Below are 21,878 nucleotides of genomic sequence, written 5' to 3' on the forward strand. Positions count from 1 at the left end.
AGACTAACGCTCCCGGTCCCCTTTCGCGAAACGGGGATCGGCCTCGGCCCGCACGAGCATCCGATGACGATGGACGAGGGCGGCCGCGACGATGAAGACGATCCAGATGAGTGAGGTGAGCAGGCCCGCCCTCGTGTCCGGGAACAGGGCGAGGACGACGACCATCGCCGCCATGAAGACGAGGACGATCCACGCCGCGAGCGCGCCGCCCGGGGCCTTGAAGACCGAGGCCTCGTGAAGCTCGCGCCGATTGCGCAGGTGGAGGAGGTAGGAGACGACGATGACGACCCATACGCCCATGAAGAGGGTCGCCGACATGGAGGTGACGAGCGTGAACGCCGCGGAGATCGAATCGCTGGAGGCCATGAGGATGATCGCGGACAGCAGGAGGACGCAGGACAGGAACAGCGCGTTGCGGGGCACGTGCCGCTTGGACAGGCGGGAGAAGACCTTCGGCGCGTCCCCGCGGTTGGCGAGGCCGAAGAGCATGCGCGAGGTCGAGTAGATCCCCGAGTTCGCCGAGGAGGCGGCCGAGGTGAGGACGACGAGGTTCACGATGGTCGCCGCGGCGCCGAGGCCGGTCATGGAGAACATGGTGACGAAGGGCGAGCGCTCGGGATCGACCTGGTCCCAGGGGGTCACCATCATGATGGCGGCGAGGGCTGCGACGTAGAAGAGCATGATGCGCACGGGGATCGAGTTGATCGCCTTGGGGAGGGTCTTCTCGGGGTCTGCGGTCTCGGCGACGGTCGTGCCGACGAGTTCGATGCCGACGAAGGCGAAGAGGGCGATCTGGAATCCGCCGAGGAATCCTGTGAATCCGGTCGGGAAGAAGCCTCCGTGGCTCCACAGGTTGGCGACTGCCGCCGCGGAGCCCTGGTCGTCGACGGTGCCGAGGGCGACCATCGCGATTCCGACGGCGACGAGGGCGAGGATCGCGATGATCTTGACGAGGGCGAACCAGAACTCGGTCTCCCCGAAGGCCTTGACGGTCATCGCGTTGAGGGAGAAGAGGAGGAGCGTCATCGCGAGGATCGGGATCCACGCGGGGGTGTTCGGCCACCAGAAGCGCACGTAGCCGGTGATGGCGACCATGTCGGCGACTCCGGTGACCACCCAGCACATCCAGTAGGTCCATCCGGACGAATCCGGCCCAGGGCGCGATGAGGTCGCGGGCGATGTCGGCGAAAGTCGTGTAGCGCTCGTCGGAGAGGAGGAGTTCGCCCATCGTCCTCATGAAGAGGAAGAGGACGGCGCCGATGATGACGTAGACGAGGAGGACCGAAGGGCCCGAGGTCGCGATCGTCTTGCCGGATCCCATGAACAGGCCCGTTCCGATCGCCCCGCCTATGGCGATGAGCTGGACGTGGCGGTTCGTCAGATTGCGCTTCAGGGAGCGTTCGGGGGTCGGGTCGAGGGTTTCCTGGTCGGGCATCGGGCTCCAATCGCCGTCGGCTCAAGAGTGCGGCGGCGTTCATTCTCGGTTGCGCGGGGCAGTAGGCAACTGCTACTCCAGCCGCCGCGCATCGGGCCCGCCAGTTCAGGCGATGAGGATGCGGAAGCGCATGGCGGAGCGGATAGTGAGAAGCCTGATACGCAGGATCATCGAAATTGATTGAGGATACCCTTATGAATGATTCGGACGTCCGCACCTCGACGGCGAGGGTCTCGACCGACAAGCCGGCGCGCTACGGCAAGCAGCTCGCCTCGCACATGGGCCGGAGGATCCCCGCGGTCTGGGACGAAGGATCCTGCCTGGGCGAACTGCGTTTCACCCGGGACGGCATCGAGTCCGGCACTTGCGCCCTCTCCTGCGAGGAGGACGCCCTCATCCTCGAACTGCGCGCCCCCTCGGATGAGGAACTGGAACGGATCGAGGCCGTCGTCGGCGTTCACCTCGCCCGCTTCGGCGCGAAGGATTCACTGAGCGTCGCATGGGTGCGCGCCGACGGCGCGAAGGGCGCGACCCTGGGCCCGTTCTCGCCCGAGGAGGTCGCCGAGCACAATCGACTCAGGCGGGAATCCCGCGCGGCCCGCCATCACGACGACGAGGGCTGAGCGTCCGGCGGGACGCCTCTGGGGCCGCCCCGAGAGGCCCCTGGTTCAGCGAGCGGCCTTCGCCTCGAAGAAGCGCTCGAGGGCTCCGAGGACGTCCTCCCACATCCCGGCCTCGTCCTCCCACGCCTGCCGGGCGACGTCCTCGTCATCGGATACCGAGGACAGGCCCGACTCCTCGACGTGGACGACGACCTCCCCGCCCTCGTCGGACAGGGAGACCTCCACGCGGGTCGCGTACTCCTCGGGGAGCTCATCACTGGCCAGGGGGTACCAGCGGAAGGCCACAAGATCCATCGGATCCTCATCGGCCTTGGCCACGAGCCATTCGCCCGCATCCGGGTCGAGGACCCGGTAGACGCCGTCCTCATCCAGGGTGACCTCGTGGTCGTCGAGGGGGCCGTCGTTCATCCACCATCCCGGTTCGGCGACCACCGCCCACACGTCTTCGATCGGCGCGCGAAGGGCGCGTTCGACCTCGACCCGGTCGAAATCCTCTTCCGGCTGCTTTGAGTCATCGTCGAAGAAGTCCATACGACAACGGTAGCCGCCGAAACCTCCTCGCGTCGGGGATCAACACGACGAGGCGGATCGAATGCGCCCGCCCGGGCCCGAGGTCCCGGGGCCCGAGGTCCCGAAGCCGATGCGAATCCGGCGCATAGGGTGACGAACCGACTCAGAACCGTGATCCACACCACGACGCGCGAAGGAGAAGCGCATGCGCATCGCCATCCCCCGCGAGCCCGAAGGACACGCCCTCGTTGCGGCGAGTCCGCAGACCGCAGCACTTTTGATCCGGCTCGGCCACGAGGTCGCGATCGAAGAAGGAGCGGGAGCGCGGGCCTCCTTCCCCGACGACGCCTACGCCGAGCAGGGCGCGTCGATCGTTCCGGAGTCCGAAGTGTGGAACGCCGACATGGTGCTGTGCGTGGATGCGCCGAGCGAGGAGCGCATCGCCTCCATGCATCCCGGTGCGATCCTCGTATCGAGGCTCGCGCCGATGCGGGACCCGGGCCTGGCCGAACGCATCGCCCCGACCGGCATCACCGCCCTCGCCATCGATGCGGTCCCCCGGATTTCGCGCGCGCAGGCGATGGACGTCCTGTCCTCCCAGGCGAATGTCGCGGGCTACCGGGCGGTCATCGAAGCGGCCTCCCGCTTCGGGAGGGTCTTCACCGGTCAGGTCACGGCCGCGGGCAAGATGCCCCCGGCCCGCGTGTACGTCATCGGAGCGGGCGTCGCGGGACTCGCCGCGATCGGGACGGCGAACTCGATGGGCGCCCGGGTGTACGCCTCCGATGTGCGTCCTGAAGTGGGCGAGCAGGTCGAATCGATGGGCGCGTCCTTCGTTCCCGTGCCGAACCTCCAGGAGGGGTCGAGCGACGGCTACGCGAAGGAGATGGACGCGGACGCCGCGGCCCTCGCCAGGGCCCTCTACGCCGAAGAGGCGGCGAAGTCCGACATCGTCATCACGACCGCGAACATCCCCGGACGCCGCTCGCCGATCCTCCTCGACGAGGCCGCGGTCGCCGCCATGTCGCCCGGGTCCGTCATCGTGGACATGGCCGCGGCGAACGGCGGGAACTGCGCGCTCACAGTCCCCGGCGAGGCGATCACCACCGGGAACGGGGTGACGATCATCGGATATGCGGACCTCGCCGAGCGCCTGCCCGCACAGGCGTCCCAGCTCTACGGGCGCAACCTCGCGAACCTGCTCGCACTGCTCACGCCCGCAAAGGACGGGCGGATCGACCTCGATATGAACGATGAGGTGATCCGCGGGATCACCGTCGTCGCCGAGGGGGCGATCATGTGGCCGCCGCCGCCCATCGCCGTGTCCGCGGCCCCGGCCGCGCAGGACCCGGCTCCCGAAGCGTCCGAGGAGGAGCTCGCCGCCCGCGCCCGCGCGAAGGCCCGAGCACGATGCAAGTCGGCAATCGCCCGGGGAATCGGCCTCGGCCTGGCCGCCCTGGCCTTCGCCGCCCTCGTCCTCGCCACCCCGCCCGCGGCGACCGGGCACTACATCGTCCTGATCCTCGCGGTGATCCTCGGCTTCTACGTCATCTCGAATGTCACGCCCGCGCTGCACACCCCCTTGATGTCGGTGACGAACGCGATCTCAGGGATCATCCTCATCGGCGCGATCTCGCAGATCGGGGACCCGCATCCGCTGATCACAGGCGCGAGCTTCATCGCGATCGTCCTGGCCTGCGTGAATATCTTCGGCGGTTTCACCGTCACCCACCGCATGCTCGCGATGTTCAGGAAGTGAGCCGACAGATGCCCGCAATGACCCTCATGCCGCCCGCGGAAGCCCTCCCCGTCGAGATCCCCGCCCTCGCCCAACCGGTGACCCTCGCCTACATCGCCGCCTCGATCCTGTTCATCGTCGCCTGCTCCGGATTGTCGAAGCACGAGACCGCCCTCGCCGGCAACATCGCCGGAGCCGTCGGCATGGCGATCGCCTGCGCGGCCGCGATCCTCCTCGTCCTGCGCTCCGATCCGGCGCACGGGGCCCTGGTCACCGGCCTGCTCATCGCCCTGGCGATCGGCCTGGGCGGAGTGATCGGGATCTGGCGGGCCCTCAGGGTCGCGATGACCGGGATGCCTCAGCTCATCGCGATCTTCAACGGACTCGTCGGACTGGCGGCCGTCGTCGTCGGGTACAACTCCTACATCGCCCCCGAGGCCTCGGCCGCAGCCCTCGGCGGCTTCCACTTCGGCGAGGTCTTCGTGTCCGTGTTCGTCGGCGCGGTGACCTTCACCGGATCGATCGTCGCGGGGCTCAAGCTCAACGGGACGATCCCGGGCCGCCCGATCCTGCTCCCCGCGCGCAATCAGCTCAATCTCGCGGCCCTGCTCGTCTGCCTCGCCCTCGGCGTCTTCTTCGTCATGCGTTCGGACCATTCGGCGCCCGCCTGGATCGCCCTGCTCGCCATGACGCTCATCGGCCTCGCCCTCGGCGTCCACCTCGTCATCGCGATCGGCGGCGGCGACATGCCCGTCGTCGTGTCGATCATGAATTCCTACTCCGGCTGGGCGTCGGCCTTCACGGGCTTCCTCGTGAGCAACGACCTGCTCATCATCACGGGTGCGATCGTCGGCTCCTCCGGCGCCTACCTCTCCTACCTCATGTGCGAGGCGATGAATCGCTCCTTCCTCAACGTGCTGCTCGGCGGTTTCGGCACGGACGCATCGACGGCGCAGGCGGCGCAGGCTTCACCCGAGGGCGAGATCCACGAGCTCGACGCCGAGGCCGTGGCCGACCTCCTCCTCGAAGCGAAGAAGGTCGTCATCACGCCCGGTTACGGCATGGCGGTCGCGCAGGCGCAGTACCCGGTGGCCGCCCTCGTCGAAGACCTCGTCGACCGGGGAGTGGAGGTGGTCTTCGCGATCCACCCGGTCGCGGGCCGCCTGCCCGGGCACATGAACGTCCTCCTCGCCGAGGCGAAGGTCCCCTACGACATCGTCCTCGAAATGGACGAGGTCAACGACTCCTTCTCCGAGGTCGACGCCGTCCTCGTCATCGGCGCGAACGACACGGTGAATCCCGCTGCGGAAGAGCCGGGTTCGCCGATCGCGGGCATGCCGGTCCTGAAGGTCTGGGAGGCCCAGAGGGTCGTCGTCTTCAAGCGCTCGATGGCGACCGGCTACGCGGGCGTGCAGAATCCGCTGTTCTTCAAGCCGAACGCCTCGATGCTCTTCGGCGATGCGAAGGACACGGTCGAGGCGATCGATCGGGCGGTGGAGATCAAACGCCCCCGGACCCGCGCGTGACCCTTCCGCTTCGGCGTGCGGCGCGTCGTGCGCGATCGCCGAGGGCGGTGCCGTCCGGCCCTGTCCCGATGCGATGCGGCCGAGCGCCGCAGCCCTCTCGGACTGCGGCGCTCTCGGCCTGCGCTCGGCCGCCGCGCATCGAGCGGAATGCCGGCCTCAGGAGATGCGGGTGATGCGGTAGCGCCAGTCGTCGGGCCCCGCGTCGAGGGTCTCGACGCGGTAATGGGCCTCGGAGGCCTCCAGACGGCGGAACAGGGGAGTCGGCTGATGCGGGGCGACGATCACGAGGTTCTCCCCGACGGGGATCGCGTCGATCGCGGCGAAGAGCGCGGCATGGCGCACGAGCTTCGGGATCGAATGGATGACGAGTTCCTCGACGTCGCTGGAGGCCCGGGCGCGACCGGCCTGGCCTCCGCCGTGACCGCGGCCTCCGCATCCGCAGCCGCCCGCGGTTTTGACAGCTTCGGGGGCGTCGACCGCGTGACGACGACCGTGCCCGCCGCAGCCGCAGCCGCCTGCGCTGCGACCGCCGCCGTGTCCGTGCCCGCCGCAGCCGCCGCCTTCTGCCTTGAGGTTCTCGGGCTTGGTGTCGGCTGCGACGAGCTTGAAGGTCTGGTGCGCGCCCCCGGGGGTCGCGGTGGGCGGGGTGTCGGCCATGATGATCCTTTTCAGGCTCGGAACGATATACCCGGTGGGGGTACCCCGCCAGTCTATACGCGCTCCGCTTGGAGCGCACCGGGGAGTCAGTCCTCGCGCAGGGCGAACTCCACCTCGACCTCGACGGAGACATTGAGGGGAAGTGCGGCGACGCCCACTGCGGAACGCGCGTGAGAAGACCCGAAGACCTCGCCGAAGAGCTCCGAGGCGCCGTTGATGACCCCCGCCTGACCGTAGAAGTCCGGCAGCGAGGCGACGAAGCCGGTCAGCTTCACCACCGAGGCCAGACGATCCACGCCCCCGGCGAGCTCGGCGGCGGCCGCGAGCGCGTTAAGAGCGCACACCCGCGCCGCCTCCTTCGCCTCATCCGGGTCGGCGCCATCGGCGCCGACCGCGCCGATGCAGACCGGCTCGCCCGCGACGACGGGGATCTGGCCGGAGGTGCGGATCACGCCCCGGTCGAGGACCGCCGGAACGTAGGCGGCGACCGGCGCGGCGACGGGCGGCAGTTCGAGGCCGAGCTCGGCGAGCTTTTCGGAGGGGAGGGTCATGGCGGTCCTTTCGTTTCAGGCGGCTCGGGATGTTCAGCGCCCGGGCATGACGAGGGCGTCTTCAGGTTAGGCGATCGCGGCCCGGTCCGGCCTTTCCTCCGCTCGCACCGCCCACAGTCGGTCGACGATGACCGTGTACAGGATCGTCGATCCGACGCTGAGCCCGAGCACCCACAGGGGCATGCCGGAGTCGTCGAGGGGGTTGGCGACGCCCAGGACCGCGAACACGATTCCGATCATGTTGTTCACGACGTGCAGGGCGATCGACGCTTCAAGCCCCCGGGTCCGCCAGGCGAGCCAGCCCGTCGCGAGCCCGAAGACGGTGACGTCAACCATGCCCATCCACCCGTAGATGTGGCCCAGCGAGAAGGGGATCACCGCGAGGACGATGGCGAGCAGCGCCGGGACGCCCCAGCCCATGAGGATCCGCAGGAAGAAACCGCGGAACACGTACTCCTCGGCAGCGCATTGCAGGGGCACGAGGACGATCACGATCGCGAACATCAGGGGCGCCCGTTCGAGCGCGTCGGCGGGGATGCCGCCCACGCGGATCGTGTCGCCGATGGACAGGATGATCGAGGGCGAGAGGACGAGCAGGGCCATGCCAAGGGCGGTGATGAGTCGCTTCCACCGCAAGCGGCCCTCGATGGACGACAGGGCGCCGATGCCCACGCCTTCGACGACTCGGATGGCGAGCCAGAGGAAGGGGATCATGAGGGCGAGGAGCCCGAAGTTGAAGATGTAGAACCACGGGTTCGACAGCGAGGCCGGACCGCCCTCGAACAGGTTGAGGAGTGAGGTGATGTCGCCTCCCCTCACGGCCACGACGACGGCGAAGACGAGCAGGATGAGCATCATGGTGAAGAACCACGAGACCCCGCCGAGGAGGAGGGTGAGCAGCGGCGTCCACCATCTGCGAGGGCGGGGGCGGTCGGACTTGTGGAGGCGGGAGTGCCCGGGCGCGGGCCAGGGCTGCTTCGAGGCCTTCTCGACGCGGGGCTGTTCGGGGACATGGGGCCGGGGGGCGAGGGGCGGGTACCCGGCCTGAGGGTATCCGGCAGGAACGCCCGGCTGGGGGTATCCGGCCTGCGGATAGGTGGCCTGCGGGCATTCGGCGGGAACGCCCGGCTGAGGGGGCAGGGGCCGGGGATCGGCCTGCTGGGGGTGCGGGACTTGGACGGGGTTCGGGGGCTGCGGTGTCATGTCCATGCCCCAAGTCTGACGGACCCCGCCCTTCCACGCCTCATCAGCCCGCATCGCGCCCCATCTCCGTCGGGGCCCGTCCTCGTCGGGGGATGCGCGTCCGAAGCGCCGACGATCGGCGGCGAATGCGCCTCCGGCCGGGCGCCGAGACGCGCGCGCCCCTTGCGAATCGGGGATTAGAGAAGGCCGGGCGCGCGAATTTGTGCCTTCCGTCACCCCCGGTCTCAGGAGGCGACCCCGGCGATTCGGCAGGACACCGCGACTTCATGGCGATCTCACCCGCATCGCCGACGCTCGGCCTAGCGTCGAAGACATGGTCGAAGTGAGAATCCACGGTCGAGGGGGACAGGGGGTCGTCACGGCGTCCGACCTGCTCGCGATGGCGGCGTTCACGGACGGGCATCACGCGCAGGCCTTCCCCTCATTCGGTTCGGAGCGCACCGGCGCCCCCGTCGTTTCCTTCTGCCGGATCGCCAATCAGGAGATCCGCACGCGCGAACCCGTCCTCGAACCCGACGTCGTCGTCGTTCAGGACCCGACGCTGCTGTCCGTCATGGACGTCTTCGCAGGCCTCAAGCCCGACGGATTCGTCCTGCTCAACTCGACGAAGGACTTCCACGAGCTGGGCCTCGACGGCCTCGTCGACTCACTCCCCTCAGGGCACGCGATCGTCCTGCCCGCTTTCGACATCGCACGCGAGCACGTCGGGCGCCCCGTCCCGAACGCCGTGATGCTCGGCGGCGTCGCAGCCCTCACCGGCCTCATCGCACTCGACTCCGTGATCGGTGCGATCCGCCGGCGATTCCCCGGCGGGGTCGGCGACGCGAACGCCGCCGCAGCGAGCGCCGCCTACGGTCTGGTCGCCTCCCGCTCGGGGGCGAACACGAAGGAGAACGCCGATGCGTGAACAGATCGAGGGCTCGCAGGCCATCGCCAGGGCAGTCGCGGCCTGCCGCCCCGAAGTGATCGCCGCCTACCCGATCAGCCCCCAGACGCACATCGTGGAGGCCCTCTCCGCCCTCGTGAAGAAGGGCGGGCTCGAGGGCTGCGAATACCTCAACGTCGAGTCGGAGTTCGGCGCGATGTCGGCCTGCATCGGGGCCTCCGCCGTCGGCGCACGCACCTACACGGCGACCGCCTCCCAGGGCCTCCTCTTCATGGTCGAGGCCGTGTACAACGCCGCGGGGCTCGGCCTGCCGATCGTCATGACGGTCGCGAACCGCGCGATCGGCGCGCCGATCAACATCTGGAACGACCACACGGACACGATGAGCCAGCGGGACTCCGGGTGGCTCCAGCTCTACGCGGAAACGAACCAGGAGGCCGCCGACCTGCACGTTCAGGCCTTCCGCATCGCCGAGGAGCTTTCGATCCCGGTCATGGTGTGCATGGACGGATTCATCCTCACGCACGCGATGGAGATCGTCGACGTGCCCGACGAGGATCAGGTGGCCCGCTTCCTCCCGCCCTACGAACCGCGTCAGGTCCTCGACCCGGCGAAGCCGGTGTCGATCGGGGCGATGGTCGGCCCCGAGGCGTACACGGAGGTCCGCTACCTCGCCCACCACCGCCAGAAGCAGGCCCTGGAGCTCATTCCTCGGGTCGCGGCCGACTTCAAGGAGGTCTTCGGACGCGAATCGGGCGGCCTCGTGCGCCCCTACCGCACCGAGGACGCCGAAACGATCATCGTGTCAATGGGCTCGGTCCTGGGGACCATCAAGGACGTCGTCGACGAGCGCCGCGCGCGCGGCGAGAGGATCGGGGTCCTGGGGATCACGAGCTTCCGCCCCTTCCCGATGGACGCTGTGCGCGAAGCGCTCAAGGGCTGTACGCGATTCGTCAACGTCGAGAAGGCCTTCTCGGTCGGGCTCGGCGGGATCGTCTCCTCGCACTGCCGCAGCGCCGTGCGCGGCATGAGCATCGAGAATTACGAGGTCTTCGCCGGCCTGGGCGGGCGCCCGATCACGAAGGCCTCCCTCCACTCCCTCCTCGACGATCTCGCCGCAGGAGCCCTCGAGGAGCAGACCTTCCTCGACCTCGACCGCGCGCTCGTCGATGCGGAGCTCGCCCGGGAAGCGGCGTCGCGACGCTCGGGCCCGACCGCGGAGAACATCATGCGCGATTCGCACGCCCGAACCGACGCGGCCCTCGCGCACGGCGCGCCGCCAACGGACGACGCACCGCCCTCGCCGCGGGCGACCGGGGCCAACTGAAAGGAGTCGGGAGATGAGCGTTCAGCCGAGCATCCCCGGGACGCGGGAGACGGCGATCCCCGCGCGCGAGCACGTGAAGTTCTACCAGGTCGGCTCCTACGCGGTCGGCAACCGCCTCGCCGAGGAGGGCGACCGCTCCGTCCAGTCCGACCCGAACCGCTGGAACACCCTCACCTCCGGGCACCGCGCCTGCCAGGGCTGCGGCGAGGCCCTCGGCGCCCGCTACGCCCTCGATTCGGCGGCGGCGGCGACCGGCGGCGATCTCATCGCGGTGAACGCGACGGGCTGCCTCGAGGTCTTCTCCACCCCCTACCCCGAGTCGGCGTGGACCGTCCCCTGGCTCCACTCCCTCTTCGGGAACGCCCCCGCGGTGGCGGCGGGCGCGGCGGCCGGCCTGCGGGCGAAGGGTCGCGGCACCCGGGTGGTCGCCCAGGGCGGCGACGGCGGCACGGTCGACATCGGCATGGGCTGCCTGTCGGGCATGTTCGAGCGCAATGACGACGTCCTCTACATCTGCTACGACAACGAGGCGTACATGAACACGGGGGTGCAGCGCTCGGGCGCCACTCCCCCGACGGCCCGGACCGCGACGACCCAGCCGGTGGGCCCGAACCCGGGCAACCGCTTCGGCCAGGGCAAGGACATGGCCCGGATCGCGATGGCCCACGAGATCCCCTACGTCGCGACCGCCACCGTCGCGGACCTGCGCGACCTCGAGTACAAGGTGACGAAGGCGATGGGCTACCGGGGCGCCCGCTACATCCACGTCCTCGTGCCCTGCCCGCTCGGCTGGGGCGCGCCCTCGAACATCACGGTCAAGCTCGCGCGCCTGGCGACGCAGACCGGGCTCTTCCCCGTTTTCGAGGCCGAGGGCGGGGAGATCACCTCGGTGACGAAGATCCGCAGGCCCGCGCCGGTCGAGGAGTACCTGCGCCCGCAGCGGCGCTTCGCGCACCTGTTCAAGGGCGGGGGCGACGCCGAGACCCTGGCGAGGCTCCAGGCGATTGCGGACCGCAACATCCGGCGCTACGGGCTCATCGACGAGGAGAGGCTCGACGAGGACGTGCGCGCCCGCGTCCTCGCGGCCCCCGAGGATCCCGAGGGGCGCTACGAGCAGATCCTCCACGCGGCCGCCCAGACGAAGCAGGGGCGGGCCGAAGCCGCCGTCCTCGCCCGGGAGGCGGCAGGCGCGAGCGGAGTGCAGGTGGGCCTTCGCAGACCGCAGGCCCTAACGAGGGCGGCGCTGCGCGCCGACGCCCCGGAGCAGGAGTGAGGCCATGACCATCGAGAAGCAGCCATTCGCGATCACCCTCAACGTCGGATCGTCCCTGGCGAATGAGACCGGCTCGTGGCGGACGGAGCGCCCGATCTACGTCGACCTCCTCCCCCCGTGCAACGCGGCGTGCCCGGCGGGCGAGAACATCCAGCAGTGGCTCTACCGCGCCGAGGAGGGCGACTACCGGGCCGCCTGGGCGGAGATCATGCGGAACAATCCGATGCCCGCGACGATGGGCCGCGTCTGCTACCACCCGTGCCAGAGCGCGTGCAATCGCGTGCAGGTCGACGAGGCCGTCGGCATCAACGCGATCGAGCGCTTCCTCGGCGACAAGGCGATCGAACAGGGGTGGACCGTCCCGGTGACGGCCCCCGATTCGGGCAAGTCGGTCCTCGTCGTCGGGGCCGGGCCCTCGGGCCTGTCGGCCGCCTACCATCTGCGCCTGGCCGGGCACCGCGTCCACATCAAGGAGGCGGGCCCGATGGCCGGCGGCATGATGCGCTTCGGCATCCCCGCCTACCGGCTGCCGCGCGGCGTCCTCGATGCGGAGATCCGCCGCATCCTCGACATGGGGGTGAGCATCGAGTACGGCGCGAAGGTGGAGAGCATCGAGGACGAGGTCGGTCATTGGGATGCGATCTTCCTCGCGGTCGGCGCCCACATCGGCCGCCGCGCCTACATCCCGGCGGGCGAGTCGGCGAGGATCATGGACGCCGTGTCCCTCCTCCAGGACGTCGAGGTCGGCGAGAAGCCGATGCTCGGCCGCAGGGTCGTCGTCTACGGCGGCGGGAACACTGCGATCGACGTCGCGAGGACGGCGAGGCGCCTGGGCGCCTCGGAGGCGATCATCGTCTACCGGCGCACGCGCGACCGCATGCCCGCCCACGACTCGGAGGTCGCCGAGGCCGAGGAGGAGGGCATCATGATGCGCTGGCTCTCGACGATCAAGCACGTCGACGGCGAGACGATGACGATCGAGAAGATGGAGCTCGACGAGTCGGGCTTCCCGCAGCCGACCGGCGAGTTCGAGGAGCTCGGCGCCGACTCCCTCATCATGGCGCTCGGTCAGGAGTCGGATCTGTCCCTCATCGAGAACGCCGAGGGCATCACGATCGAGGACGGCGTCGTCACGGTGAGCGATCAGATGATGACGGGGATCGAGGGCGTCTTCGCGGGCGGGGACATGGTCCCCTCGGAGCGCACCGCGACGGTCGCGATCGGGCACGGGAAGAAGGCGTCGCGCTACATCGACGCCTACCTGCGCGGAACGGCCTATTCGCCCGCGCCGAAGCACGCGGACGCCGAGTTCTCGCGCATGACGCCCTGGTACTACGCGGACGCCCCGCATCAGGTGCGCGCCAAGCTCGAGGGCGCGCGGCGGGCCTCCACCTTCGACGAGGTCGTCCAGGGCCTCGACGAGGAATCGGCCCTCTTCGAGGCCCGCAGGTGCATGTCGTGCGGGAACTGCTTCGGCTGCGACAACTGCTTCGGCGTGTGCCCGGACAATGCGATCACGAAGATCCGGCCCGGCGAGTACGAGTTCAAGTACGACTACTGCAAGGGCTGCGGGGTGTGCGCGCAGGAGTGCCCCTGCGGGGCGATCTCGATGGTGCCCGAGCAGGTGTGAGCCCCCTTCCGGGCGCGTTTTCGGGACCGGCCCCGCTGCGGAGCCGGTCCCGAAAACGCCGTTCACGCCGGCGCGGGCCTCATCGGGCCCTGGGGCCGCCCAGGGCGACCGGCACTCCCTGGCCTCCGGGGCCTCCCATCGCCCCGCCCGTTCCGGCGGCGGCCTGTCCGGCGGTCACCGAGGTCGAGGAGCCGTCGACCTCGATCGTGTAGTCGGCGCCGTTCGTGATCTGCGCTGAGGCGTAGACGATCGATGCGAAGGCCTTGCTCGCCGTGAAGGAGAGGATCTCCGTTCCGGCCGAGTCCACGATCCTCACCTTCGATCCCTGGGCGCCCGAGAGGGCCGCGGAGATCCAGCCCGCGCCTTCGGTCGAGGAGGGCGCTTCGGCCATGCCGGCGGAGCCGACTGCGAGGAGGGTGCCCCCGGTGACGCTCATGGTGCCGTTGCAGTCGAGTGCGCCGTTGCCGTCGTTCGTCGGGCCCCACACCGTCGTCGTGCCGCCGGTGATGGAGATCGAGCCGTTCGAGTCGAGGCCGTCGCCTCCGGCGTTCACGACGAGGGAACCGCCGGAGATGGTGACCAGCTCGCCGGAGTCGGTGAAGTCCGCCCCTTCCCCGCCCGGGCCCGCCTGGCGCTGGTCCTGCTGCTCAACGGCGCCGGTCTCGTCGGAGGAGGCGGCCGCGGCGGCCACGCCCGCTTCGACGCTCGTGGATCCGGAGCCGTTGATCCCGTCGTCCGAGGCCGTGATGTCGACGCTCCCGTCGGCGACGGTGATGAGGCCCGCCTCGAGTCCTTCATTCGACTGGGAGACCGTGACATCGGCCCCGTCGAGAACGGCCGCGACCTCGGCATGGATCCCGTCATCGCCGCTGGCGATCTCGAGGGTCCCCGAGCTGAGGCGGATCGCGCCGTCGGAGTGGAGGGAGTCGTCCGCGGAGTCGACGGACAGATCCGCGCCTTCGACGATGAGGTAGACCCCGGTCTTGACCCCCTTGCTCGAGGTCTCGAGAGCCGCGCCCGTCGAGGCGCCGCCCCCGGATTCGATGTCGATGGAGCCGCCCGCCAGAAGGGCGTCGCTGTGCGCGACGATGCCGTCGCCGCCTGCGACCACGCAGATCTCACCCCCGCGGATCAGGACGTAGCCCGCGGTCGCGTCCTCGTCTTCGTCGGACTTCAGGCCGTCGCCGCCGGACTCGGGCGTCCTCGGGGGCGTCGACGACGATCTGCCCTTCGTAGGAGCCGCTGAGCCGGTAGACGCCGGCGGCGCTGATCCTGAGGGTTCCGTCCTCGACGGCGACGGACTCCGAGGTGGAGCTCGCCGAGGTTCCGGAGAGGACGACCTCGACGGCGTCCGAGGAGGACCACTCCTCATCCGAGACTGCGCTGGCCCGGGCGTTCGCGGCGAGGGCTTCGTCCAGGGTCGGCGGGTTCGTCGTATCGTCGGCCGATGAGGACGCGGCGACGGCTTCGGAGGCGGTGGCGGTGCTGCTCGCGGCGGCCCCGGCGGAGGAGGCGCCGCTCGTGCAGGCGCCGAGGGCGAGGGCCGCGATCACGGCGAGGGAGGCGAGGGGGCGGCGCGAGCGCTTGAGGGCCCCGAGGGGGCGGCGCAAAGTCGCGTGCGGGGCGCGGGGTCCTCCTTTCAGGCCGCGCGGGAGTGGACCTCGACGAGGGTGAGGTCGTTGACGAGGTCGATCTTGAGGATGCGGGTCTTGAGGACGTCCGCTCCGAGTCTCGCTTCGAGTTCGGCCACGAGTTCCTTCTCGTCGGCGATGGCGCGGTCGAGCTGGACCTGTTGGCTCCGCTGCGAACCGAGGAGGAGGGAGTCGGCGATGGCGAGAGCGGCGAGGATGAGGGCGATGAGCCCGATGGTCAGCGCATCGGGAGCGCCCGCCATTCCGCTGAGGAGCCCGATCGACAAGGAGGCGAAGTAGTAGGCGACTTCGCGCTGGCTGATCTCCGAGGAGCGCAGCCGGATGATCGAGAGGACGCCGAAGAGCCCGAGTCCGAGTCCCGTCGATACCGTGGCCTGCGTGAGGATCATCGTGACGGCGAGGACGCCGATGTTCACTCTGATGAACGCGGCGACGAGGTCGGCGCGCTTGTGGCGGCGCCAGTAGAGGGGGAGGGCGAGGAGGGTCATCGCGACGAGGTCGATGCCGATCATCGTCAGTGTGGACATCGTGGCTCCTTACGGGTGTTCAGATGTCCCTATCTGACCCCGGGAGCCTATGAGGCGTCTGTGAGGAGGTTCTGATGCGCGTGTGCTCCGCCCCCGGGCGGGGCGGCGGCGCGGATGTCAGCCTTGTGCGCCGCCCGAGCCCGCATCCTCGACGAGCCACGTCGCGACGAGGGCGTCGGCGGCCGCGCGGAACTCGGCGGCGATGCCGGTGTCGTAGGGGAGGCCGACGAGGGGAGGCTCCTCGGCGGCGCCGCTTCCGGGCGAGGCGGGGGTCGGAGCGCCCTCGGCCCCCGCCAGGGCTCCCCCTGCCGCCTCGGATCCGGGTTTCTCCTTCTGCGCGCGCCTGTCGGCCCGGGCGCAGAGCATCTGGACCTGAAGGCCGTCGGAGAGGGCGACGAGCGCGCGGGCGAGCTCCCAGGAGGGCGCGTCCGGGCGGAGGACGCCCTCGGCCTTCCCGTGCTCGAAGGCCCGGGCGAGCACGTTCACCGCCCGGGCGAGGTGATCGGCGAACCACGCATGCGCGGGGTGATCGGCTGTGACGACCGCGCCGGTCATCGCGGTGAAGAGGGCGGTGCCCTCGATCTCCTCGACGTTGGAGGCGACCAGGGCGCAGAAGGCGTCGAGGACTTCGCGCATGCTCCGATCCCCGTCGAAGACTCCGAGGGAGACCGCTCTCCGGTCGCGCTCGTCGAGGACCGCGGTGAAGAGCTCCTCCTTGGATCCGAAGTGGTGGAGGAGACCGGGTTTCGTGATGTCGGCGGCGCGGGCGATCGTGGCGAGGGAGGCGCCCTCGTACCCCTTCTCCCCGAAGACCTTCAGCGCTTCGACGAGGATCCGCGCGCGCTTGTCCTCACTGCCCGCGCGGGGGCGTCCCGGCCTCCGGTCGACGTGTGCTGTTTCCATTGCTCCTCCTTCGCCTCTGCATGCTCGCACATGAGCCCGCGCCTTTCCGAGGACCCGGGGCGGCGGGGCGCTGCGGGGGTTCAGGCCCCGCGGGCGGGGAGCTCGGCGACCATCGCCTCGTACTGGGCCTCGGTGATCGGCATCCCGGGGAAGCGGGAGAGTCGGACGAGCGGCATCGCGCCCATCATCTCGCCGATCTCGGGGTCCTCGGCGAGGGCGGTGAGCCCGGGGGCGTGCGCTTCGAGGAGGGGGCGGCCGAGGGGGTGGCGAGTCCATTCGGCGAGGGTGGAGTGATCGACGAGTTCGGGGTGAGCCGCGTCGGCGAGGACCTCGACTGCGACCGCATGGCGGGAGTCGCGCGAGTGCTCGCCGACGGCGAGGATCCAGCGCCCCTCTTCAACGGCCCATCCGTGAGCGGCGGCGTCCCAGTGGGAGAGGGCGCGCCGGGTGATGGGGAGGTCGATCTCGCGCGATTCGCCGGCTTCGAGGCGGAGTTTCGCGAATCCGGCGAGGGACCTCGGTGCGCGGGCGATGCCGGAGGGCGATTCGCGTCCCACGTAGAGCTGGACGATCTCGGCGCCCGCGCGCTCGCCGAGGTTCGTCACGCGGACGCGGATGCTCCCGAGGATGTCGCCGTCGGCCGTTCCCCTGGCGTCGAGGCGCTCGGGGATGGAGCGGATCTCGAGGTCGAAGCGCGTGTAGCCGAGGCCAGAGCCGAAGGGGTGGGCGACGGGTGCGTTCATCGCGTCGAGGCCGCGGTATCCGACGAAGATCCTCTCCCCGTACTCGACGACTCCGGCCTCGCCGGGGAAGTTGAGTTGGGCGGGGACCTGGGCGAGTTCGGCCGGGAGCGATTCGGCGAGTCGGCCTTCGGGGGCGAGGTCTCCGAGGAGCATGTCGGCGATGGCCGAGCCCGCGCCCTGGCCTCCGAGCCAGGCCTCGAGGAGGGCGTTGGCGAGCCGTTCCCAGGATTCGACTTCGACGGCCGAACCGTTGGAGAGGACGACGATGCTGAGGGAGGCCGCTTCGGACACGGCCCGCAGGAGTTCGATCTGCTCGGCGGGCAGTGAGATGTCCGTGCGGTCGTAGCCTTCGGCCTCCTTCTTGGCGGGCAGGCCGAGGAAGAGGACGGCGGTGCGGCCCTCGGCGAGGGCGACGGCGTTCTCCCTCAGCTCCCGGGGGTCGAGGTCCGCGGTCCCGTCCTGGTCCTGAACGCCCGCTGCTTCGGCGAGGTGGAAGCCGGGGGCGAAGGCCACGGCTTCCTCGCCGAGGCGTGCGCGCAGCGAGTCGAGGACGGTGTCGAGGCGGATGGGGTTGACTTGGGAGGATCCTGCGCCCTGGTATCGGGGGGTGCGTGCGAACTCGCCGATGAGGACGAGGGGGTTGTCCTCGGTGAAGGAGGAGGGGCGCAGCGGGAGTGCGTCGCCGCCCTCGGCCTCCTCGTTGCGCAGGAGGACGGATCCGGCTGCTGCGGCGCGGCGGGCGAGTTCGTGGTGGGCGCTCGCGTCGAAGTCCTCGCGGGCGGGGGTGCCGGCGGCGCGCAGGATCATGGTGACGATGCGCGTGGCGGCGGCGTCGAGGACGGATTCGTCGAGTTCGCCTTCGCGGACGGCGCGGACGATCTGCGCGTCGGTGCGTCCGCCGGAGGCGGGCATTTCGAGGTCGAGACCGGCTTCGAGGGCGGGGATGCGCTGGTCGACGGCGCCCCAGTCGGAGACGACGAGTCCTTCGAATCCCCATTCCTCGCGGAGGATCTGCGTGAGGAGCTCGCGGTTCTGGGAGGCGTAGGTGCCGTTGACCTTGTTGTAGGAGCACATGACGGTCCAGGGCTGGGCTTTGCGGACCGTGGTTTCGAAGGCGGGGAGGTAGATCTCGCGCAGGGTGCGCTCGTCGATGCGGGCATCGACGCGCATGCGGTCGGTCTCCTGGTTGTTCGCCGCGAAGTGCTTGAGGGAGGCGCCGACGCCTTGGGATTGGACGCCGTCGACGAGGGCGGCGGCGAGTTCTCCGGACAGGAGGGGGTCTTCGGAGAAGTATTCGAAGTTGCGTCCGCACAGCGGTGAGCGCTTGATGTTGGTGCCGGGGCCGAGGAGGACGGCGACCCCGTTGGCCTTGGTCTCCTCGCCGAGGGCGACGCCGATCTCGCGGACGAGTTCGGGGTCCCAGGTGGAGCCGAGGTTGGCGGCGGGCGGGAAGCAGGTGGCGGGGACGGAGGAGTTGAGTCCGAGGTGGTCGGATGCTCCGGCTTGTTTGCGCAGGCCGTGCGGGCCGTCGGTGAGCATGAGCGGGACGAGGCCGAGGCGTTCGACCCCCTTCGTGTGCCAGAAGTCCCGGCCGGAGGTGAGGGAGGCCTTCTCCTCGAGGGTCATCTCCTCGACGAGGGCGGCGGCGCGGGCGGTGAGGTCTGCATGTGTACTCATGGCGAGCTCCTTCGATCGACACACATATTCTACCGATCGATAAATAAATAGCAAGGGAGGATCCGGGTCCTCCGACCCTTCCCACACCCGGAAAAGGGCCCGGGGGCGCGCGAACACGGAAACGCAGCCGGGCGTGACACGGCATGTCATACGACTAAGGAGCACTATTGCCACATGACACACACACTCCCGGGCCCCATCGGCGCCCGCCCCAGCAGGAAGGATCTCGACCGCCTCGTCGAGTCCACGCCCGCCTCGGGCAAGAAGCGGAGCATCGCCCTCCTCGCAGCGGTCGCCACCTTCGGATCACTGCTCTTCGGCTACGACACGGGCGTCATCGCGGGCGCACTGCCGTACATGTACATGCCCCGGGCCGCAGGGGGCCTCGGGCTCAACGAGTTCGTCGAAGGCCTCGTCGGCGCGACCCTCGCCGTCGGCGCCGCCCTCGGGGCCATCTTCGGCGGGCGGCTTTCGGACCGCTACGGCCGCAGGCACAACATCCTCCTCCTCGCGCTGGTCTTCCTCGTGGGCACGCTCGGCTGCACCTTCTCGCCGAACATCCCCGTCCTGCTCCTCTTCCGCCTGATCCTCGGCTTCGCCGTCGGCGGCGCCTCGGCGACCGTTCCGATCTACCTGTCCGAATCGGCGCCCACTCGCGTGCGCGGACAGCTCGTCGCCCTCGACCAGTTCATTATCGTCTTCGGCCAGCTCCTCGCATACTCGATGAACGCCGCCCTCGCCCGAGGGCACGGCGGCCCGGAGGTCACCACCGGAACCAGGGAGTCCCTGTCCTGGGACGCGGCGCAGACGATGAGCGCCCTCGAGATCATCGGCGGCAACGGGCAGGCGTGGCGCTGGATGCTGGTCCTGGCGACGATCCCCGCGATCCTGCTGTGGATCGGCATGCGGATGATGCCCGAGTCCGGGCGCTGGTACGCGGCGAATCTCCACTACGCCGAGGCGATCGGCTCCCTCAAGCGGATCCGCGACCCGAAGCTCGACGACATCGGCGCCGAGATCTCGGAGATGATCGAGCTCCACGCCGCCGAGGAGCACGAAGGGAAGTGGTCGCTGCTCCGGACCCTCTCGGTGAAGTGGACGCGCCGCCTCACCCTCATCGGCATCGGCCTGGCCTGCTTCGACCAGCTGACCGGCATCAACACGGCGATGTACTACCTGCCGAAGATCCTCCACGCCGCCGGCTTCTCGACGACCGACTCCATCTCCTTGAACGTCATCACCGGCGCCGTGGCCACGATCGGCGCGGCCTTCGGCCTGTGGCTGGTCGGCAGGCTCCAGCGCCGCCACGTGGGCATCTACCAGGAATCGGGCGTCACCTTCTTCCTGTTCACCCTCGCCCTGGTCTTCGCGTTCGGAATCGCGCCGTACACCCTGGCCGACGGGACGATCTCCGCCGAAATCCCCGCGTTCTGGCCCTGGTTGGTCGTGATCCTCGTATCCCTGTTCGTCTTCGCGAAGCAGTCGGGCACGGTGAACTGGGTGCTCGTATCGGAGATCTTCCCGGCGCGGATCCGCGGAGTCGCTCAGGGCTTCGCAGTGGGGTGCGGATGGCTGATGAACGCGGTCGTCTCCTACGTGTTCCCCGTGATGATCACGCACCTCGGAGCGGCATGGACCTACGCCGCTTTCGGGGCGATCAACGTGGTGTCGCTCTGCTTCTACCTCTTCGTCGTGCCCGAGACGAAAGGGGTCTCACTCGAAAAGCTCGAGGAGGGCTTCGCCTCGAAGTACGGGGTCTGAGGGGCTTTCGCCCCCGCCCGCGCGGCGCGCCCCGCCCTCGATTCCCGAGGGCGGGGCGCGCTCCTTCCTCAGAGGATGCCGATCACACCGATTCCCTGAAGAAAACGCTCCTCAGCGCGACTGACGAAGGGCAGCCGCCACCGCGTGGCGGAGGTTCTCGGGCCCGCGCCGCAGGGCCACGGGGAGGGGTTCGTCCGGCGTCGAGATCGCAATGATCCGCGTCGCCCCGACATCAAGAAGGGTCTCGGCGCCATCCCCGAGCGCACCGGCGAAGACGAGAGCGGGCACGCCGAGTCTGCCCGCGAGCGCGGCGACGCCGGCCGGGGTCTTCCCCCGCGCGCTCTGCCCGTCGGCCTTCCCCTCGCCCGTGAGGACGAGGTCGGCGCCCTCGATCGTCTCGGCGAGCCCGAGCGCCTCTGCGACGAGGTCGAGGCCGGGCACGAGCGCGGCCCCGAGGAAGGCGCGCAGCGCGAAGCCGAGCCCACCGGCTGCACCGGATCCGGGCAGTGCGGCGAGATCCCAGCGGCCCGAAGCGCGGGCGAAGGTCTCAAGCGCCGCATCGAATGCGGGGACATCCTCAGGCGCGAGGCCCTTCTGAGGGCCGAAAACCGCGCTCGCGCCCTCCGGCCCGCACAAGGGGTTCGTCACGTCGGAGGCGACGCGCACCTCGACGCCTTCGAAGAGGCGGGCGAGGGCGGAGTCGTCGACGCGGACGACCCGCAAAAGCTCGAGGGGGGAGGCTCCGACCTCGGCCCCGCCCGCGTCGAGGAGGCGGGCGCCGAGGGCGACGAGCATTCCCGCTCCGGCGTCATTCGTCACCGACCCTCCGATCCCGATGAGGAGGCTCCTCGCCCCGCGCGAGAGCGCCTCCCGGATGAGGATCCCCAATCCGCGGGTGTTCGCCGGGTCGATCCTGCGGTCCTGCGGGGCGATGAGCTCGAGGCCCGAGCAGGACGCGACGTCGAGGACCGCCCGGTCTTCGGCGAGCCGGTAGGCGGCGCGAATCGGCCGCCCGAGCGCGTCGAGCGTATCGACCTCTACCGCTTCGGCGTCCCACGCCTGCCCGATGGCGTCGGTGAATCCCTCGCCCCCGTCCGACATCGGGACGAGCACGCATTCGGCATCGGGCAGGGCGTCGTGGACGCCGAGTTCCATTGCGCGGGCCGCCTGAAGAGCGGTCATCGATTCCTTGAAGGAGTCGGGGGCGCAGACGATGCGCATGGGTGCCTCCACGTGTTCGGCGTGTCGTATTCACG

The 21,878-nt window shown here is 69.8% G+C and carries 18 protein-coding genes and 1 pseudogene; 8 read left to right on the forward strand and 11 right to left on the reverse strand.

The genetic code is table 11. The features are described 5' to 3' along the window. Positions 1-3: 3 nt before the first annotated feature. A pseudogene (locus tag HD592_RS00260) lies at positions 4-1,435 on the reverse strand (amino acid permease). 194 nt (positions 1,436-1,629) lie between these two features. Here HD592_RS00260 and HD592_RS00265 point away from each other — a divergent pair. Further along, positions 1,630-2,058: a DUF2218 domain-containing protein gene (locus tag HD592_RS00265; protein ID WP_184451210.1), complete on the forward strand. Its 429-nt coding sequence runs from the start codon at positions 1,630-1,632 to the stop codon at positions 2,056-2,058. Between the two features lie 45 nt (positions 2,059-2,103). Here HD592_RS00265 and HD592_RS00270 read toward each other — a convergent pair whose 3' ends face one another. Further along, positions 2,104-2,589 (reverse strand): SRPBCC family protein, encoded by a 486-nt coding sequence (locus tag HD592_RS00270; RefSeq protein WP_184451211.1) that lies wholly within the window; start codon positions 2,587-2,589, stop codon positions 2,104-2,106. A 184-nt stretch (positions 2,590-2,773) separates the two neighbouring features. Here HD592_RS00270 and HD592_RS00275 point away from each other — a divergent pair, with 184 nt between their 5' ends. Both HD592_RS00275 and HD592_RS00280 read left to right on the forward strand, forming a co-directional pair. Then, positions 2,774-4,327 (forward strand): Re/Si-specific NAD(P)(+) transhydrogenase subunit alpha, encoded by a 1,554-nt coding sequence (locus HD592_RS00275; protein ID WP_184451212.1) that lies wholly within the window; start codon positions 2,774-2,776, stop codon positions 4,325-4,327. A gap of 26 nt (positions 4,328-4,353) precedes the next feature. Then, positions 4,354-5,832 (forward strand): NAD(P)(+) transhydrogenase (Re/Si-specific) subunit beta, encoded by a 1,479-nt coding sequence (locus HD592_RS00280; RefSeq protein WP_246430034.1) that lies wholly within the window; start codon positions 4,354-4,356, stop codon positions 5,830-5,832. Positions 5,833-5,988: 156 nt separating this feature from the next. Here the strand turns inward: HD592_RS00280 and HD592_RS00285 are convergent, their stop codons facing one another. The 3 genes from HD592_RS00285 to HD592_RS00295 form a co-directional block, all read right to left on the reverse strand. Beyond that, positions 5,989-6,489 carry a DUF2249 domain-containing protein gene (locus HD592_RS00285; RefSeq protein WP_184451213.1) on the reverse strand — a complete coding sequence of 167 codons (501 nt, stop codon included), beginning with the start codon at positions 6,487-6,489 and terminating at the stop codon, positions 5,989-5,991. 86 nt (positions 6,490-6,575) lie between these two features. Further along, positions 6,576-7,040, reverse strand: coding sequence for a RidA family protein (locus HD592_RS00290; RefSeq protein WP_184451214.1), 465 nt, complete (start codon positions 7,038-7,040; stop codon positions 6,576-6,578). 66 nt (positions 7,041-7,106) lie between these two features. Then, positions 7,107-8,249 carry a CPBP family intramembrane glutamic endopeptidase gene (locus HD592_RS00295; RefSeq protein WP_184451215.1) on the reverse strand — a complete coding sequence of 381 codons (1,143 nt, stop codon included), beginning with the start codon at positions 8,247-8,249 and terminating at the stop codon, positions 7,107-7,109. A 307-nt stretch (positions 8,250-8,556) separates the two neighbouring features. Here HD592_RS00295 and HD592_RS00300 point away from each other — a divergent pair, with 307 nt between their 5' ends. Genes HD592_RS00300 through HD592_RS00315 form a run of 4 tightly spaced genes read left to right on the forward strand, consistent with a single transcriptional unit; the run spans position 8,557 to position 13,359 of the window. Then, a complete protein-coding gene (locus tag HD592_RS00300) occupies positions 8,557-9,150 on the forward strand; it encodes a 2-oxoacid:acceptor oxidoreductase family protein (protein WP_184451216.1) in 594 nt (197 codons plus the stop codon). Continuing rightward, positions 9,143-10,456, forward strand: a complete 1,314-nt coding sequence (porA, locus tag HD592_RS00305) for a pyruvate ferredoxin oxidoreductase (protein ID WP_184451217.1) — start codon at positions 9,143-9,145, stop codon at positions 10,454-10,456. Before HD592_RS00300 ends, porA begins: the two co-directional genes overlap by 8 nt. Positions 10,457-10,469: 13 nt before the next feature. After that, positions 10,470-11,729: a thiamine pyrophosphate-dependent enzyme gene (locus HD592_RS00310; protein ID WP_184451218.1), complete on the forward strand. Its 1,260-nt coding sequence runs from the start codon at positions 10,470-10,472 to the stop codon at positions 11,727-11,729. A gap of 4 nt (positions 11,730-11,733) precedes the next feature. Next, entirely contained in the window at positions 11,734-13,359 is a 1,626-nt protein-coding gene (locus tag HD592_RS00315) for an NAD(P)-binding protein (RefSeq protein ID WP_184451219.1), read from the forward strand. A 79-nt stretch (positions 13,360-13,438) separates the two neighbouring features. Here the strand turns inward: HD592_RS00315 and HD592_RS00320 are convergent, their stop codons facing one another. The 5 genes from HD592_RS00320 to HD592_RS00335 form a co-directional block, all read right to left on the reverse strand. Further along, positions 13,439-14,536 (reverse strand): carbohydrate-binding domain-containing protein, encoded by a 1,098-nt coding sequence (locus tag HD592_RS00320; RefSeq protein ID WP_246430035.1) that lies wholly within the window; start codon positions 14,534-14,536, stop codon positions 13,439-13,441. Then, complete coding sequence (locus HD592_RS12055; protein WP_246429950.1) at positions 14,478-14,969, reverse strand: carbohydrate-binding domain-containing protein; 492 nt, start codon at positions 14,967-14,969, stop codon at positions 14,478-14,480. Before HD592_RS12055 ends, HD592_RS00320 begins: the two co-directional genes overlap by 59 nt. A 29-nt stretch (positions 14,970-14,998) precedes the next feature. Further along, positions 14,999-15,538 (reverse strand): DUF4956 domain-containing protein, encoded by a 540-nt coding sequence (locus HD592_RS00325; RefSeq protein ID WP_184451220.1) that lies wholly within the window; start codon positions 15,536-15,538, stop codon positions 14,999-15,001. 117 nt (positions 15,539-15,655) lie between these two features. Then, a complete protein-coding gene (locus HD592_RS00330) occupies positions 15,656-16,441 on the reverse strand; it encodes a TetR/AcrR family transcriptional regulator (protein WP_184451221.1) in 786 nt (261 codons plus the stop codon). Positions 16,442-16,521: 80 nt separating this feature from the next. Further along, positions 16,522-18,861, reverse strand: a complete 2,340-nt coding sequence (locus HD592_RS00335) for a glycoside hydrolase family 3 N-terminal domain-containing protein (RefSeq protein WP_184451222.1) — start codon at positions 18,859-18,861, stop codon at positions 16,522-16,524. A 174-nt stretch (positions 18,862-19,035) separates the two neighbouring features. On the opposite strand from HD592_RS00335, the gene HD592_RS00340 reads away from it, so the two are divergent. Continuing rightward, positions 19,036-20,622 carry a sugar porter family MFS transporter gene (locus tag HD592_RS00340; RefSeq protein WP_184451223.1) on the forward strand — a complete coding sequence of 529 codons (1,587 nt, stop codon included), beginning with the start codon at positions 19,036-19,038 and terminating at the stop codon, positions 20,620-20,622. A 111-nt stretch (positions 20,623-20,733) separates the two neighbouring features. Here HD592_RS00340 and HD592_RS00345 read toward each other — a convergent pair whose 3' ends face one another. Beyond that, a complete protein-coding gene (locus HD592_RS00345) occupies positions 20,734-21,843 on the reverse strand; it encodes a glycerate kinase (protein WP_184451224.1) in 1,110 nt (369 codons plus the stop codon). Positions 21,844-21,878: the final 35 nt, after the last annotated feature.

This window comes from Schaalia hyovaginalis (genome assembly GCF_014208035.1).
GTDB classification, from domain to species: Bacteria; Actinomycetota; Actinomycetes; order Actinomycetales; family Actinomycetaceae; genus Pauljensenia; species Pauljensenia hyovaginalis.